This is a genomic window from Paenibacillus sp. Soil766, from assembly GCF_001428105.1.
Lineage (GTDB): Bacteria > Bacillota > Bacilli > Paenibacillales > NBRC-103111 > Paenibacillus_E.
Window position 1 is genome coordinate 342,914 of sequence record NZ_LMSJ01000045.1, and the last position, 14,933, is coordinate 357,846.

Genomic DNA, 14,933 nt, shown 5'->3' on the forward strand with positions numbered 1-14,933 from the left:
GAGGGATACCATGCAAATGTGGACAATTGCGATATATGAAATCCATCGAAAACTAAGGATGCGGTACGTGTTCTTGATTCAATTGCTAATGCCTCTAATGTTGATCTTTATCTTAGGCTCGGCGCTCTCAGGTGCTTTTAAAACGGAAGATAAGACGCCTAGCCCTGTGAAAGTGGACCTTGTGCAAGATGATACTGGGGCATTACGTGAGAGTTTTCTAGGCTTCTTAGCAACGCCGGAAATTAACAAACTTATACAAACCAATGTCATTTCAACTCGGGAGGAAGCAGTCAAAAGGTTGAGAGATGGCGAATCGGAGTTTGCTCTTCTGATTCCAAGTGATTTCAGTAGTCAAGTTACCTCAGGCAATGCCTCACAGTGGGAAATGATCCTAGGTAAAGATTATTTGTCAAATCTAACAGCACAAATGGTATTTCGTTCCTTCCTGGATGACGTAAATCACAAACAAGCAATAGCCATGATGGCAAATGCGTATGCTTCTAGCCAGATTCAGAACCCGACGAGTGCTGCATCTACGGAGAAATTGACTACCAGCGATTCGTTTGTCCAAGTAGGCAAGCTTGCAGCCTCAAATGCGAACTACACAGCTATGCAGTATTACGCGGCTTCGATGTTAATTATGTTTTTATTATACTCAGGCATGATAGCAGCATTTAGCCTGCAGGATGAGAAGGAGAAGCACACTTTATCTCGTTTAAATGCGATGCCTATTCAACAATATCACATATTAGTAGGCAAAATCCTCGGCAATATCGTTATTTCCATCGGGCAGGTTGTGGTTATCGTTGGAGCTACCAAATTGTTCTATGGTGTTGATTGGGGCTCGAACTTCTTGTTACTCTTCCTCATAAGTTTATGCATCATCACAACGTCAATGAGTTTAGCCATTGTGGTTATGCTTCTTTCAAAATCAAATAAAAGCATCTCAACCACCTTTCAATCGGTCATTATGATTATGACATTCTTAAGCGGAGGCTTTACACCGCTTCCAGACGGCTTCGTTAAGCAGTTAGGCTCATTTACGCTGAATTATTGGGGAATGCAAAGTATGTTTCACCTCATGCTTGGAAGTGAAGCCGGTATAGTCTCCCATCACATTTTGATCTTAGCTTGTATCAGTTTAGGCATGTTGGGACTCGGATTGCTTCTTTATCGAAAAGGGGGATATCATGAATAGTTTTACGATCGCTCTAAATATGCTGCGACGTTCACTGTTTCAAAGGAAGGGGCTTTTACTGTACCTAGTTATGCCAGTTACCGCGGTTTCACTGATTATTGGCATTCTTGGCAAGCAAACAGAGAATCAAATCAACATTGCCTACCTCAATTTGGATTCGGGCTCAATAGGCATGCATATTTCTCAAGAACTAGCTGCATTGCCAGATTATCGATTGAAACAAGCGGAATCAGAAGAGGATCTTAAGAGCGAAGTGATCAAACAAAAGGTAAATGCTGCTTTCATCATTCCAGCAGGATTTAGTGAAACGATTCTTTCCGGTGCTGCTCCCCAGCTTGATATGTACCAATTGAGCATGAATGAAGCGACGATTAGTTTCAAAATGAAGTTGGATAGTATCTTATCTGGTTACCAAGCCACGATTGCGAGTTCTAGCATGCAAGGACTTCAGGGAGCCGCGCTGACAGAGGCTGTGGAGAAGACGATCCAGCAGATTCAAAAGCACCAGGTAAAGTCCCAAATAACGGATCTGGACTTGTATACGAATCCCAATGTGCGTCTTGTGATTGGTTTTATGTTGATGTTTATGATGGCACTTATTAATAATACAGTGTCTCTCGTTATGGAAGATCGGCGGCTTCGAACGATGGCAAGAACCTTTACGGCACCAGTCCGTTCCCATGAAATCGTACTAGGAAATTTCTTAGGCAGTTTTGTGGTAGGCACACTTCAAGTGTTGGTTATTCTCGTGATAACAAGATATGTTGCCCAGTATGAGTATGGACTACCATTCGTATCACAATTTGTGATCTTGGAATTTTTCTTATTAGCGACAATGGGCATTGCCAGCGCAGCAGCAAGTATGGTTAAAAATACGACGAATATGAGTGTCATTAATTCACTCATCATTACCCCAACCTGCATGTTGGGGGGGTGCTTCTGGCCGATTAGTCTGATGCCAGATTGGATGCAAAAGCTGGCTAACTTTGTTCCGCAAAAGTGGGCACTTGATGCCATTACTCATATGGGTTCAGGTCAACCGTTATCGCAAATGTGGATGCACATGGGGGTACTTGCTTTATTTGCTCTCATTCTAATGAGTATTGGTGCGGCGATCCTCAAACCTGATGAACTAGAAGTAAGTTAAAGCAACTAAAAGGGCAGCCGGCTAAGGCTGCCCTTTCGTATCTGATGTTTGTTAGATTACAAAAGCGCTAGAGATAATAACCAACAAGATGAAAAGTACCAAAATTGCTGCTGCAGAGGATCCACCGCCACAGCCAACACCACCAACACCTGCTACACCATAACCCATTTCATTCACCCTCTCTGTTTTAAGACCTGTTCATTGACTTTCGACATAGCATATGGAGCAATGGGAAAGATGGAATGGGCTGTGAGAGACTTCTGAAATGATTGTGCTGCTGTCCCTAGTCAAGTGCGGATTTTGCATGGATGTATGGTATAATGATCGAATGTTCATGGAAAGGAGAATGGTTGGAGAATGACAGCGAATGAAATTGCAGAGTGGATGCTTAACGAGTTGAAATCGGCAGGTATTTTGTATCAGAAAGATGCCGTTGACTATATTCTTAAGCATTATGGGGAATCCTTTATTTATGTAAATGACAATGGAAATCAAGCCATTTCCAAAGATGTTAAGAAAATTTTCAAGAAATTGCATGGCGGTAGAGCAGCATGGGAACGTGATGGGTTTTTCTGGGGTTGGCATTAATCAATGGTTGGCGTGAACATGGGCTGTAGCTGATGGCAAACAGGCATCGGCTTTTTTTGTGCGCTTTCTTTTAAAAAAATATCCATAATCCAAGTTGCTAAAACATAGAATTCATAATAAGATAACATTAAGAACACAAGTTGTCTGAATATTTAAATAAATGGTTTGCGCCAATTATGGAGGGGATTGCCGTGAGTAAGAGTCATGAAGTGGAGTATTGCAACCTAGAGTTACGATTTGATCGCCGGCTAATCCGGAACTTCATTAAAGCACTCATCCAAGAAGGATATTCGCTCTACTGGAATGAAAGTGAACTTCAGTTTATCATTTCAATTCGCACTGGACGCAAGCTGATTAAGCTGAAATTCGAACGAATTGGCGAGAAGTATAAGATTGTTGGCAATTATTCATTCAAGGATGAGAAGCTTGCAGAAATGATGGAGAAGTTGATCGGGGATACCCGAGGCCATGCCGTTGTCAAAAGATTTAAGGATCGGCAAATTCTCATTGAGAATATTATGTTCGGGGAGATCATCCGCATGGTGGAGATTAGCGGAATTGAACATAAGGTGCTGTATCAGAAGGAGCCTGCTGTGACCGTAGAAGAAGTCATGCAAGCACTAAGATCGAAGAGGACAGACGAACGCATCCCTATTTTGCGAATGGAGCTTGATTATGAATTAGCTACATTGCAAGATGCGCTCTCGTCCGGTGATGCCAAAGCCGCGATGGAAAGTAAAGTTAAATTGATCGAGCTGAGACAAGAAATGCTGCTATTGGAGATGTGAGAATGAATAGTGTGCTGGGATGAAAGAGAGCCTGTATGAACGTATACGGGACTCTCTTTTGTGTGTTTATAAGGGGAGAAGAATGAGACTTTTGTAGATGCAGCGAAGAAAAGAAGATTTTCTGCGGTCAATGTCTGAACTCCCTGAGATGGGAGTTCTTTTGACTCGCGAAAAGACTATTGTTAACGTGTGCATAGATGTGATATGCTTCTAATTGAGGTGAATGTATGAGCGCAACTATTAAGGATATTGCGAAGCTCGCGGGAGTTTCCCACACGACAGTTTCCAGAGCGTTAAACAATAGTCCGCTCATCCAAGAGGAAACGAAAGAGCGCATTCGCATCATCGCTGAACAGCTGGATTACACACCGAATTATAATGCGAAAAGTTTAGTCTTGGATCGTTCGTATAACTTGGGGCTATTTTTTACCACACTAAGCAATGGAACATCTGCTGGTTTCTTCTACGAGGCCATTCGTGGGGTTAATTCTGTGATAAGAGATCGCTATCAGTTGATTGTCAAGGGTATTGATGATTACACTAGCTTTCATTCCATCACCAAGAAGAGCTTTGATGGCATTATTATTGTTAGTCAAAGTGACGACGATGGACCGATCATTGAGCATATTGCGAACAAAGGTATTCCGCTTGTCGTATTGAATCGGCCTGTGGACACCGCTGGTGTTCTGAATGTCCTTTCTGATGAGGAACAAGGAGCTTTTCACGCAGGAGCCTTCCTGGTAAATCAAGGGCATAAGAAAATCGCCTTAATTGAGGGACGTAAGGGCTTTAAGTCTGCACAGAATCGTAAGGATGGCTTTGAACGAGCAATGGAGCATTATGGTATTTTGATCCCAGCTTCATACCGCATGCCGGGACTTTACGATTTGGAAAGCGGTCATCAAGCGATGCAACAATTTTTGAGCCTCGAAGAGAGACCGACAGCGGTTTTTTGCTGCAATGATGAGATGGCATTAGGAGCTATTAAAGCTGTTTTTGAAGCGGGCTTACAAGTCCCGAAAGACATATCTGTAGTCGGTTTTGACGATACAGTTTTCGCGGCGTATGTGACCCCAGCTTTAACGACTGTACGCAGGCCGATCGAACAAATTAGCAAAGAAGGCGCACTTCGTCTCTTAGGTAATATAGAGAATAAATTGCATGCAACAGAGCAACTTCTTTTGCGGACAGAATTAATCGTTCGTGAATCTGTGCAAGTATTACAAGCATAAGAAAGTGGGGAAAGTCGATGAGTATTCTACGAGAATTGTTAAATGACATTCCGATTCCGCAAATGGTCAAAATTCGTCAGAAATTTGATCGCACAATTCTGGAAAATCCTTTGCAGGAACTTGCTGATAAGCTCGAAAGCAGCGGCGTTATGCCTAGCATCCTGCCAGGACAGCAAGTAGCAGTTGCAGTTGGAAGCAGAGGAATTGCTAATATTGCGGGTTTCACGAAGACAACCTTGGATGCCATCAAGGCAAGAGGTGCACATCCATTTATCGTACCTTGTATGGGAAGTCATGGCGGGGCGACAGCGGATGGTCAGACTGAGGTGCTCCAGCACTTTGGGATTACGGAAGAAACGATGGGAGCACCGATTCGTTCTTCCATGGACGTGGTTCAAATTGATCAACTGCCGAATGGTTTGCCGGTTTATGTAGATCGCATCGCCTCAGAAGCAGATGCCATTGTCGTTATTAACCGTGTGAAGCCGCATACCGCATTCCGCGGACGCATTGAGAGCGGCATCATGAAGATGATCGCGATTGGCCTTGGTAAACAAAAAGGCGCTGAAGCTTGCCACCAGCTTGGCTTTAAATACATGGCAGAGAATGTTCCTGCTATGGCGAATTTAATGATTGAGAAGCTGCCGATCGTATTTGGTGTAGCACTCGTAGAGAATGCTTACGATGAGACTTGCCAGGTTGAGGTTCTTCCTGCCGCAGAGATTGAAGCGCGTGAGGAAGTTTTACTGGTAGAAGCGAAATCGCGTTTGCCGAAAATTTTATTCGATGAAATTGACGTCCTTGTGATTGATTACATCGGTAAAAATATTAGCGGTGACGGTATGGATCCTAACGTAACCGGACGTTATCCAACCCCATATGCACATGGCGGACCCGAAGTGTCGAAGATGGTTGTCCTTGATTTGACACATGAAACTAAGGGGAATGCCAATGGCGTGGGTACAGCGGATTTCACTACACAGCGTCTGGTTGATAAGACAAATCTAGAATTCACCTATGCCAATGGGTTAACTTCTACGGTTTGTGCTCCTACGAAAATCGCGACTACCTTAGAAAATGATTTCTATGCGATCAAAGCAGCCGTGAAAACTTGTAATATTTTAGATTACACGACCTGTAAGCTTGTTCGCATCCAAGATACACTTCACTTAGGTGAGATTGAAATTTCGGTGAATCTCCTTGAGGCTGCCCGTCAGCATCCAGATATTGAAATTTTATCGGAGCCATTTGAGCTAACATTCAATGCAGAGGGGAATATTCGCCCATGACGCAAAGTCAGAAGCCCTATATCATAGCTGCGGATATAGGTACCACGAGCACCAAAACACTGGTCATCGATCGGGACGGACAAGTACTTGCCTCCCATTCCATCGAATACCCGTTATTCACACCTGCCGCAGATCGGGCTGAGCAGGATCCGGATCAAATTTTTGATGCGGTGGTGCAGGGGATTGGGGCCGTTGTTCGCAAGCAAGGCATTTCGCCTGAACAAGTGCTTTGCGTATCCTTCAGCTCAGCCATGCACAGCATAATTGCGGTAGATGAGCTCAATAAGCCATTAACCCAATGTATTACTTGGGCAGATAATCGTGCCGCGAAATATGCGGAGGATTTGAAGCTGAATGGACTTGGTCAACAGATTTATGCGAGAACAGGCACACCGATTCATCCCATGTCACCACTTTTGAAATTGAAGTGGTTCGGGGAGCATGAACCAGCGCTTGTTCGAAATACCCATAAATTTATAGGGATTAAAGAGTATGTGTTTGCCAAGCTGTTTGATCAGTATCTGATCGACCATTCTCTGGCGAGTGCGACAGGATTATTCAATCTCGAACAATTGGATTGGGATGCAGGTGCGCTTGAGTATGCAGGGGTTTCACCTGAGCAGCTATCCGCGCTTGTACCTACAACACATCGTGTAGAAGGTATGAGCTTAACTTATGCTGCTGCGATGGGCTTGTCCACGGACACGCCGTTTATTGTCGGAGCTTCCGATGGTGTTCTTGCCAACCTTGGCGTAGGCGCCTTCGAGCCCGGGGTTGTCGCGGTTACGATCGGAACAAGCGGAGCCGTGCGCAGCGTCGTAAACAAGCCGCAAACGGACCCTGAGGGTAAGTTATTCTGTTACGCGTTAACCGAAAACTTCTGGGTCGTGGGTGGACCGATTAATAACGGAGGTATCGTTTTCCGTTGGGTCAGAGACCAGATTGCGACAGCAGAAGCCGAAGAAGCACGCCGTATGGGGATGGATCCGTACGATCACCTGACAGCTCTTGCTGCTGAAGTGAGAGCAGGCTCCGAAGGATTGCTGTTCTTGCCATTGCTGTCCGGCGAACGTGCTCCATATTGGAATGCCAATGCTCGCGGCGTTTATTTCGGTCTATCGCTTAGTCATCAGAAGAAGCATATGATCCGTGCCGCTTTGGAAGGTGTTATGTTCTCCATCCAAGCCGTTGCCACATCGTTGGAACGAATGATGGGGCCAGCTACGGTCATTCGCGCCTCCGGCGGTTTCGCTCGCTCAGAATTTTGGCGTCAGATGATGACCGATATGCTCGGTACGGCAGTAACCGTTCCAGACTCCATTGAGAGCTCAGGAATTGGTGCAGCTTTGCTTGGTCTACTCGCTATGGGGGAGATCGACGACTTATCACATGCACATAAATGGATCGGGGTAGGAAAGGCTCACGAGGTGAATGAAAACGATTATCGCGTATATCAACAATTGACATCTATTTATACGAGCGTATATCATCAGTTAAAAGATCAATTCGACGCGATCACCGCTTTTCAAAGTCAGCACCTACGGAGTCCTCAATCATAATTCACTAGAGACAAAGAACTATTATTCGAGAGGATGACGACAATGAACTTATTCGATCTTTCTGGGAAAACAGCAGTAATTATTGGCGGTAATAGTACACTTGGTGGCTCAATGGCTTTAGCCCTTGCTGGACATGGCGCTAAAGTAGCTATCGTCGGGCGTAATCAAGAGAAAAGCGAGCTGGTTCGAGATAGTATTGCTGCTATTGGCGGCGAAGCGAAAACTTTCCAAGCGGATGCAACCAAACGTGAAGATTTAGAGCAAGTACTTCAAGATGTCATCGCTTGGTCAGGCAGTGCGGATATTCTTATGAACTGTCCGGGTAAAAATAGTGCGACACCTTTCTTTGACATTTCCATGGAAGAATGGGATTCTATTATGGAGGTAAATTTGAAAAGCGTCGTGCTAGCTTGCCAAGTGTTCGGGAAATACATGGTTGAACGAGGTGCAGGCGGAAGCATTATTAATATTTCATCCGTTTCCTCGGATCCACCACTTTCTCGTGTATTCACTTACTCCGCTTCTAAAGCAGCTGTGAATAATATCACACAAAACCTAGCTCGTGAGTTCGCTCCTAGCCGCGTACGTGTGAACGCGATTATTCCTGGCTTTTTCCCAGCAGAGCAGAATCGTAAGATTTTGTCGCCTGAGCGGATCGAATCCATTATGCGTCATACGCCAATGAATCGATTTGGTGAAGCTGCAGAGCTTCAAGGTGCTGCGGTGTACCTGGCTTCAGAGAAAGCTTCAAGCTTTGTAACAGGAACAGTTTTGAGAGTAGACGGCGGTTTTGGCGCGATGACGATTTAAACTATTTATATATCGGAAGGGTGTATGAGAGACATGTCTAAGCAACAAATAGGTGTTGTAGGTTTAGCAGTAATGGGGAAAAACTTAGCATTAAACATTGAAAGCAGAGGCTTTACGGTATCCGTATTCAACCGTTCTGCTGAGAAAACGAAGGAGCTTCTTAATGAAGCACCAGGCAAGCAACTAGTAGGTACATATACGGTTGAAGAATTCGTTCAATCCCTTGAAGTCCCGCGCAAAATTTTGATCATGGTCAAAGCAGGCGGTCCTACAGACGACACAATCAACCAATTGCTTCCGCATTTGGATAAAGGCGATATTTTGATCGACGGCGGAAATGCATTCTTCCCAGACACACAACGTCGTAACAAAGAGCTTGAAGCTCACGGTATTCGTTTCGTTGGAACAGGTGTTTCCGGCGGTGAAGAAGGCGCGCTTAAAGGCCCTGCAATTATGCCAGGTGGCCAAGAAGACGCGTATAAATTGGTTGAGCCAATCCTTACTGCAATCTCTGCCAAAGTTGGCGAAGATGCTTGTTGTACGTATATCGGGCCAGACGGCGCGGGTCACTATGTAAAAATGGTGCACAACGGTATTGAGTACGGCGATATGCAATTGATTTGTGAAGCGTACCAATTGCTGAAAGATGTACTTAACGTTAGCACAGAAGAGCTTCATGAGATCTTCACGGAGTGGAACAACGGAGAGCTTGACAGCTACTTGATCGAAATCACGCGTGATATTTTCACGAAATATGACGCTGAAACAGGCAAACCGATGGTTGACGTGATTCTGGATTCCGCTGGCCAAAAGGGAACAGGAAAATGGACCAGTCAAAGTGCTCTGGACCTTGGCGTGCCGCTTTCTATTATCACAGAATCCGTATTCTCCCGTTTCATCTCTGCGATGAAGGAAGAACGCGTAGCAGCTAGCAAAGTACTCAAAGGACCTGATGCTCCAGCATTCACAGGGGATCGCAAAGCGTTCATTGAGGCTGTTCGTCAAGCGCTATACGCAAGCAAAATTTGTTCTTATGCACAAGGCTTCGCTCAAATGAGAGCAGCTTCCGAAGAATACAATTGGGATTTGAAATACGGCAGCATCGCAATGATCTTCCGTGGCGGCTGTATTATCCGCGCTCGTTTCCTTCAAAATATCAAGGATGCGTATGATCGCAATCCTGAATTGAAAAACCTATTGCTTGATTCCTACTTCACTGGTGTAGTTGATAACTATCAAGGATCATGGAGACAAGTTATTGCAGAAGCAGTTACTCGTGGTATCGCAGTACCTTCCTTCGCATCAGCGTTAGCTTATTATGATAGCTACCGTACTGAAAGATTGCCTGCTAACTTGTTACAAGCACAACGTGATTACTTCGGCGCTCATACGTTCCAACGTGTAGACAAAGAAGGATCTTTCCACTACAACTGGATGGGTAACGAATAATTACGTCTCATCTTGGAAGCCGTATGCTGCTTCACGCAGCCACATCTTCAATCGATCAGCTTCTTGATCGAAGCCATTGCGTTTGTGGATGAGCATGAGGGATATCTCGGCAAAATATCGGAAATTTCTTAATAATCGTGGTTGAGTTAGACCTTGCATCAGCGGGTCTTCTTCAGCCACTTTTTTCTTAATAAATTCTAGAATCCAGACGACATCCTCTTTGCATAGCGTATAGCTTGGGTGCAAAATTTGCTCCAGTTTGCGTTGTGTGCGGTTTGTAAAGGCGGTAGTTTGGTTTTGCTGCAGCATAGTTGGGTTCAAAGCTCCATCTCTCCTTACCTTTGTGGTCTCTCTCCAATCTTAACTGTTTGTGCTAGAATTTATTCACACTACTATATGATTTTTGGATGGAATGTATTCATGCTGTAAGGGCTATGGTATGATGTTGGGAAGTTTGTATGACTAGCATATGGGAAAAGGGGATTTGTGTGACAGTCAGAAATATTGTACTTGTTGGATTCATGGGAACAGGGAAAACAACCGTAGGCAAGAAACTTGCAGAGCGTTTAGGATGGAGTTTTTGTGATTCTGACGCCGTGTTAGAAGAAGTTCAACAGACAAGCATTCCCGAATTATTTAGGGATCATGGAGAAGCACACTTTCGCGTTCTGGAAACCGAGACGCTGGCACGTATATTAGACAGTGAGGGACAAGTTGTCGCAACGGGCGGCGGTGCGGTACTTGCAGAATCTAATCGGATTTGCATGTTGCAGCATGGTTTTGTTGTCGCTTTGAATGCGACTGCGGAAACGATTATCCAAAGAGTAAGTAGCGATACGAATCGACCTTTACTTCAGGGTAATTTGGAAGAAAGAGTACATACGCTAATGGAACAAAGAAAGCATGCCTATGATTTCGCTCATACGTCCATTGATACGACGGACTTAAGCGAGGATGAAATTGTAGATCGCATCATTCAGCAAGCGGTACGCCACTAAGGAGAAGATAAGCTCTTCAGCTTAATCTTCCCACTCCAGCATGCCGCCGGTCATGTTCTTAAGTCCCTTATAACCGTTAGCTTCTAGATAGCCGAGTGCGCGTCCGCTGCGATTTCCACTACGACATACTAAAATGACTTCGTCGACTTGCGGGATCTCGCTAAGCCGCTCAGGCAATTGGCCTAGGGGGATATGTATTGCTCCTTGAATTATACCTTGGGCTACTTCCTCATCTTCGCGAACGTCAATAAGTGTTAACTGCTCTCCTTGCGCGAGTCTTGCTTTAATCTCGGATGGTAGAATCGTGTCCATGATACGCCTCCATGTTTGTATTTTCAGAAGATAGCTTCTTACTTAGTATGATAGAAACTTAACACCGTGATGTCAAACGGAGCGTTTCAATATCTAGCTTTTCCTTGATATATCTGCTAGGGGGAGAAGGTTCCCAAGTTACATTTCGTATGGTACACTGTCAATAAATCTTAGGATCTCTATCATCCTGCTGATGTTTGGTTTCTTGGCATTCATTCTGCTGGATATACATATAAACTATTTGCGAAGGAGTTAACAAACGACATGAAAGCCATCGTAAAACCAACCTCCCATCTCCAAGGGGAAATTAATGCGTTATCCTCCAAAAACTACACGACACGCTACTTGCTCATCGGTGCACTAGCTAATGGGACAAGTACTATCTATTACCCAGCTCATAGTGAAGATAGTGATGCTATGAGACGATGTGTACGTGATCTTGGTGCTATTATAGAAGAAGATGATGAGAAAATTGTTATTACAGGCTTCGGCAAGAACCCTAAGCATGTATCTCAATTGAATGTTGGTAATGCTGGCGCTGTGCTCCGCTTCTTGATGTCTACGGCTGCTTTCTGCCCAGAAGTGACATTTGTTAATACGTATCCAGAATCATTGGGTAAACGTCCTCACGATGATCTAATCGACACTTTGCAACAAATGGGTGTAGAAGTACAACATAATAACGGTCGTTTGCCGATAACAATTAAAGGGGGACAACCTCGCGGCGGCAAAATCACCGTTTCTGGTAATGTGAGTTCGCAGTTCCTGAGTTCTTTGTTGTTTATGACGCCACTTTTGGAAGAAGATAGTGAAATTGAAGTTTTGCATGATTTGAAGTCCAAAATTATTGTAGGGCAAACGCTTGAAGTTCTAGCACAGGCTGGCATCGTCGTTCATGCAAGCGAAGATTTAATGCACTACCGTATTCCAGGCGGACAATCCTATGAAGCCAAAGAATATGTGATCCAAGGCGACTATCCGGGCTCTGCAGCCATTCTTGCTGCCGCAGCGGTTACGAATTCCGACGTACGTGTACTTCGACTAGAAGAGAACAGTAAGCAAGGCGAGAAGGCCTGTGTGGATGTTCTGAAGGCGATGGGTGTGGACTTAACACATGACAATGGTGTTGTCCATATCCGAGGGAATCAACGTCTTGTTGCTGGTGAATTTGATGGTGATCATTTTACGGATGCCGTTCTTGCCATGGTTGCTGCAGCTGTATTTGCTGAAGGAACTTCGCGTTTCTACAATGTTGAGAACCTACGGTATAAAGAGTGTGATCGTATCACAGATTATTTGAATGAGCTTCGTAAAGCTGGAGCCCATGTTGAAGAGCGTCAGAGTGAGATCATTGTTCATGGTAAACCACAGGGGGTCGAAGGCGGCGTAGAAATTAATGCGCATTTCGATCATCGGGTAATCATGGCATTAACTGTAGTTGGTCTACGTTCTGAGAAGGGTTTAACGATTCGGGATGCCCACCATGTGGCGAAGTCGTATCCACAATATTTCGACCACTTGCGCTCAATTGGCGCACAGGTTGAGCTTGTGAGTGAGTCCTAGAATCTCAATTACATTGAATGGGTGAGTCAGCATGAGGATTATTTGGCAAGGATTGAAAGTGACGTTTGGATTGTTTCTCGTAGCAGGGCTTACATTTGCGAGCAGCGTATTTGCTGTATTGCTTTATGCGAAGGCTACAGGGAAAGAACCAGCATTATTCGCTTCTGGTCCAGTAGTCTTAGCAGTTGATAAACCCATCGCTACGGAGAAGGGCGCTGTGAAGCCGACACCGTCGCCCATACATGCACAAGTCACATCAGCGATGTTGGATGTTCCTATTTTCGAACAACTGCCCGAGCTGCCTGCTGGTTGCGAGATCACAAGCCTCACCATGCTGCTGCAGTATTATGGCGTAAACAAAACGAAGATGGATCTAGTCGCCGAAATGCCGACCGACATGACACCAGCCAAATTGGATGCCAGCGGTAACATCACTTATTGGGGCAATCCGAACTCCGGTTTCGTTGGAGATGTAACCCGTAAGAAAAGAGGCTTTGGTATCTATTCCGCAGGACTCTTCCCGCTTATGAAAAACTATATCCCTCAAGCGATTAATATAACAGGGGAAGCTTTTGAATTGTACGAGGGGCAAGTGGCGCAGGGGATCCCAGTTATCGTTTGGACGACAATTGACTACAACCTACCGTACAAATGGGTAACCTGGGATACACCAATCGGTCCACTAAAGACGACATATTCGGAGCATGCTGTAGTCCTTGTTGGATTTGATGAGACTAATGTTTACTTGAATGACCCATTGAGTGGTAAAAAGCAAGTCAAAGTGAGCAAAGCTCAGTTTATTGAAACTTGGACAGCAATGGGGCAACAAGGTCTAACCTACTTGAATAAATAGGAGAGCAACCCACATGACATTTGAGAATCCATCTAGGGAACATATCAAAGAATTGCTTGCTAATGCAGGGAATATTGCTGTAGTAGGCTTATCTGATAAACCAGATCGCACATCTTATATGGTATCAGCCGCCATGCAAAGCCGAGGATACCGAATTATTCCTGTTAATCCGAATGCGGATCAGATTCTAGGCGAGAAATGCTATCCATCGTTATCGGACATTCCTGAGCCTGTTGATATCGTAAATGTGTTTCGCCGTGCTGATCAGGTTGTTCCAGTGGCTGAAGAGTCAGTTAAGATTGGGGCGAAAGTGTTCTGGTTACAGCTAGATATCGTAAATGAGGAAGCAGGACGTATTGCTAGTGAAGGTGGCTTAGAAGTCATCATGGATCGCTGCATTAAAGTGGAAGATGCCATACTGAATCCGCGTAACAATTAATGCAGGTCGCGTAAGATGTATGCGTCAACCAAAGAAAACCGCTAGTCGATCACCTTTGCAGGGGGCCGATTAGCGGTTTTCTCATACGTTGGAACTAAGCTTTCAATACATCGTGATCCACATAGCGCTCGCCATTAAGCTCGCTAATTATATTGATAGCGACTTTGGCTCCATCACCAGCTGTGATAATCGTATGCATGCTGACGCCAGCTGTCGTACCTGCTGCCCATACACCTTTGAGACTTGTATTTCCTTGTGCATCACAGTCAACAATGGATTTAATTCGTGGTTCAGTTCCTGCTTTTGTCGCGATACCAGCGGCTTCAGCAAGTTCAACGGATAATCCAGTTGCAAGAATAACGTGCTTACCTGTATAGGTACCATTTTCTGTGGTGATCTCAAAACTATCTTCATTCTTTACAAGCTGAGTCGCTTTGCCATGAACGAATTCAGTTCCAAATTTTGCGGCTTGTTTCTTGCCGATTTCAACTAAATCAGGCCCGCCAATCGCTTCAACACCATAGTGATTTTCGATCCATGCACGCTTCGTAACACTTTGCTCATTGTCGATGACGAGCGTTTTCTTGCCTGCTTTTGAAGTGAAAAGTGCAGCACTCGCGCCGGTTGGACCTGCACCAATAATAATAACATCATAAGACATAAGCGTATTTCCTCCTTGAATCATGAATTTGGGTACAAGTGAAGTAT

The 14,933-nt window shown here is 44.7% G+C and carries 17 protein-coding genes; 13 read left to right on the forward strand and 4 right to left on the reverse strand.

Annotated elements, in window-relative coordinates:
* The first annotated feature begins 10 nt into the window (after positions 1-10).
* Both ASG89_RS28905 and ASG89_RS28910 read left to right on the forward strand, forming a co-directional pair.
* The gene (locus ASG89_RS28905) at positions 11-1,198 is read left to right on the forward strand and encodes an ABC transporter permease (protein WP_057314747.1); all 1,188 of its coding nucleotides are present in this window, start codon (positions 11-13) and stop codon (positions 1,196-1,198) included.
* A complete protein-coding gene (locus tag ASG89_RS28910) occupies positions 1,191-2,345 on the forward strand; it encodes an ABC transporter permease (protein ID WP_057314748.1) in 1,155 nt (384 codons plus the stop codon). The genes ASG89_RS28905 and ASG89_RS28910 overlap by 8 nt, the downstream gene beginning before the upstream one ends.
* A gap of 51 nt (positions 2,346-2,396) precedes the next feature.
* Here the strand turns inward: ASG89_RS28910 and ASG89_RS35895 are convergent, their stop codons facing one another.
* Entirely contained in the window at positions 2,397-2,513 is a 117-nt protein-coding gene (locus ASG89_RS35895; protein ID WP_082593678.1) for a YjcZ family sporulation protein, read from the reverse strand.
* A 189-nt stretch (positions 2,514-2,702) separates the two neighbouring features.
* Between ASG89_RS35895 and ASG89_RS28915 the strand changes: the two genes are divergently transcribed.
* From ASG89_RS28915 to gndA, 7 genes are all read left to right on the forward strand, one after another.
* Positions 2,703-2,933: a DUF6953 family protein gene (locus ASG89_RS28915; RefSeq protein WP_057314750.1), complete on the forward strand. Its 231-nt coding sequence runs from the start codon at positions 2,703-2,705 to the stop codon at positions 2,931-2,933.
* Positions 2,934-3,124: 191 nt separating this feature from the next.
* Complete coding sequence (locus ASG89_RS28920; RefSeq protein WP_057314752.1) at positions 3,125-3,721, forward strand: hypothetical protein; 597 nt, start codon at positions 3,125-3,127, stop codon at positions 3,719-3,721.
* A gap of 227 nt (positions 3,722-3,948) precedes the next feature.
* Positions 3,949-4,953, forward strand: coding sequence for a LacI family DNA-binding transcriptional regulator (locus tag ASG89_RS28925; protein ID WP_057314754.1), 1,005 nt, complete (start codon positions 3,949-3,951; stop codon positions 4,951-4,953).
* A gap of 17 nt (positions 4,954-4,970) precedes the next feature.
* The gene (locus ASG89_RS28930; RefSeq protein WP_057314755.1) at positions 4,971-6,242 is read left to right on the forward strand and encodes a lactate racemase domain-containing protein; all 1,272 of its coding nucleotides are present in this window, start codon (positions 4,971-4,973) and stop codon (positions 6,240-6,242) included.
* Entirely contained in the window at positions 6,239-7,801 is a 1,563-nt protein-coding gene (gene gntK / locus ASG89_RS28935; RefSeq protein ID WP_057314756.1) for a gluconokinase, read from the forward strand. Before ASG89_RS28930 ends, gntK begins: the two co-directional genes overlap by 4 nt.
* A gap of 42 nt (positions 7,802-7,843) precedes the next feature.
* The gene (locus ASG89_RS28940; protein ID WP_057314758.1) at positions 7,844-8,611 is read left to right on the forward strand and encodes an SDR family oxidoreductase; all 768 of its coding nucleotides are present in this window, start codon (positions 7,844-7,846) and stop codon (positions 8,609-8,611) included.
* A gap of 33 nt (positions 8,612-8,644) precedes the next feature.
* Positions 8,645-10,060 carry an NADP-dependent phosphogluconate dehydrogenase gene (gene gndA, locus ASG89_RS28945; RefSeq protein WP_057314760.1) on the forward strand — a complete coding sequence of 472 codons (1,416 nt, stop codon included), beginning with the start codon at positions 8,645-8,647 and terminating at the stop codon, positions 10,058-10,060.
* Here the strand turns inward: gndA and ASG89_RS28950 are convergent, their stop codons facing one another.
* Complete coding sequence (locus tag ASG89_RS28950; RefSeq protein WP_321166538.1) at positions 10,061-10,381, reverse strand: hypothetical protein; 321 nt, start codon at positions 10,379-10,381, stop codon at positions 10,061-10,063. It lies immediately after the preceding gene.
* Between the two features lie 137 nt (positions 10,382-10,518).
* Here ASG89_RS28950 and ASG89_RS28955 point away from each other — a divergent pair, with 137 nt between their 5' ends.
* On the forward strand, positions 10,519-11,058 hold the full coding sequence (locus tag ASG89_RS28955) for a shikimate kinase (RefSeq protein ID WP_057314762.1): 540 nt from the start codon (positions 10,519-10,521) through the stop codon (positions 11,056-11,058).
* A 21-nt stretch (positions 11,059-11,079) separates the two neighbouring features.
* Here ASG89_RS28955 and ASG89_RS28960 read toward each other — a convergent pair whose 3' ends face one another.
* On the reverse strand, positions 11,080-11,370 hold the full coding sequence (locus ASG89_RS28960; RefSeq protein WP_057314764.1) for a rhodanese-like domain-containing protein: 291 nt from the start codon (positions 11,368-11,370) through the stop codon (positions 11,080-11,082).
* Between the two features lie 264 nt (positions 11,371-11,634).
* On the opposite strand from ASG89_RS28960, the gene aroA reads away from it, so the two are divergent.
* From aroA to ASG89_RS28975, 3 genes are read left to right on the forward strand one after another with little or no spacing between them, the layout of a single operon-like run.
* Complete coding sequence (gene aroA / locus ASG89_RS28965) at positions 11,635-12,933, forward strand: 3-phosphoshikimate 1-carboxyvinyltransferase (protein WP_057314765.1); 1,299 nt, start codon at positions 11,635-11,637, stop codon at positions 12,931-12,933.
* Between the two features lie 31 nt (positions 12,934-12,964).
* Positions 12,965-13,786 (forward strand): C39 family peptidase, encoded by an 822-nt coding sequence (locus ASG89_RS28970; RefSeq protein ID WP_057314766.1) that lies wholly within the window; start codon positions 12,965-12,967, stop codon positions 13,784-13,786.
* A gap of 13 nt (positions 13,787-13,799) precedes the next feature.
* Entirely contained in the window at positions 13,800-14,225 is a 426-nt protein-coding gene (locus ASG89_RS28975; RefSeq protein WP_057314767.1) for a CoA-binding protein, read from the forward strand.
* A gap of 94 nt (positions 14,226-14,319) precedes the next feature.
* On the opposite strand, the gene ASG89_RS28980 is transcribed toward ASG89_RS28975, so the two are convergent.
* Positions 14,320-14,886, reverse strand: a complete 567-nt coding sequence (locus ASG89_RS28980; RefSeq protein ID WP_057314768.1) for an NAD(P)/FAD-dependent oxidoreductase — start codon at positions 14,884-14,886, stop codon at positions 14,320-14,322.
* Between the last annotated feature and the right edge of the window lie 47 nt (positions 14,887-14,933).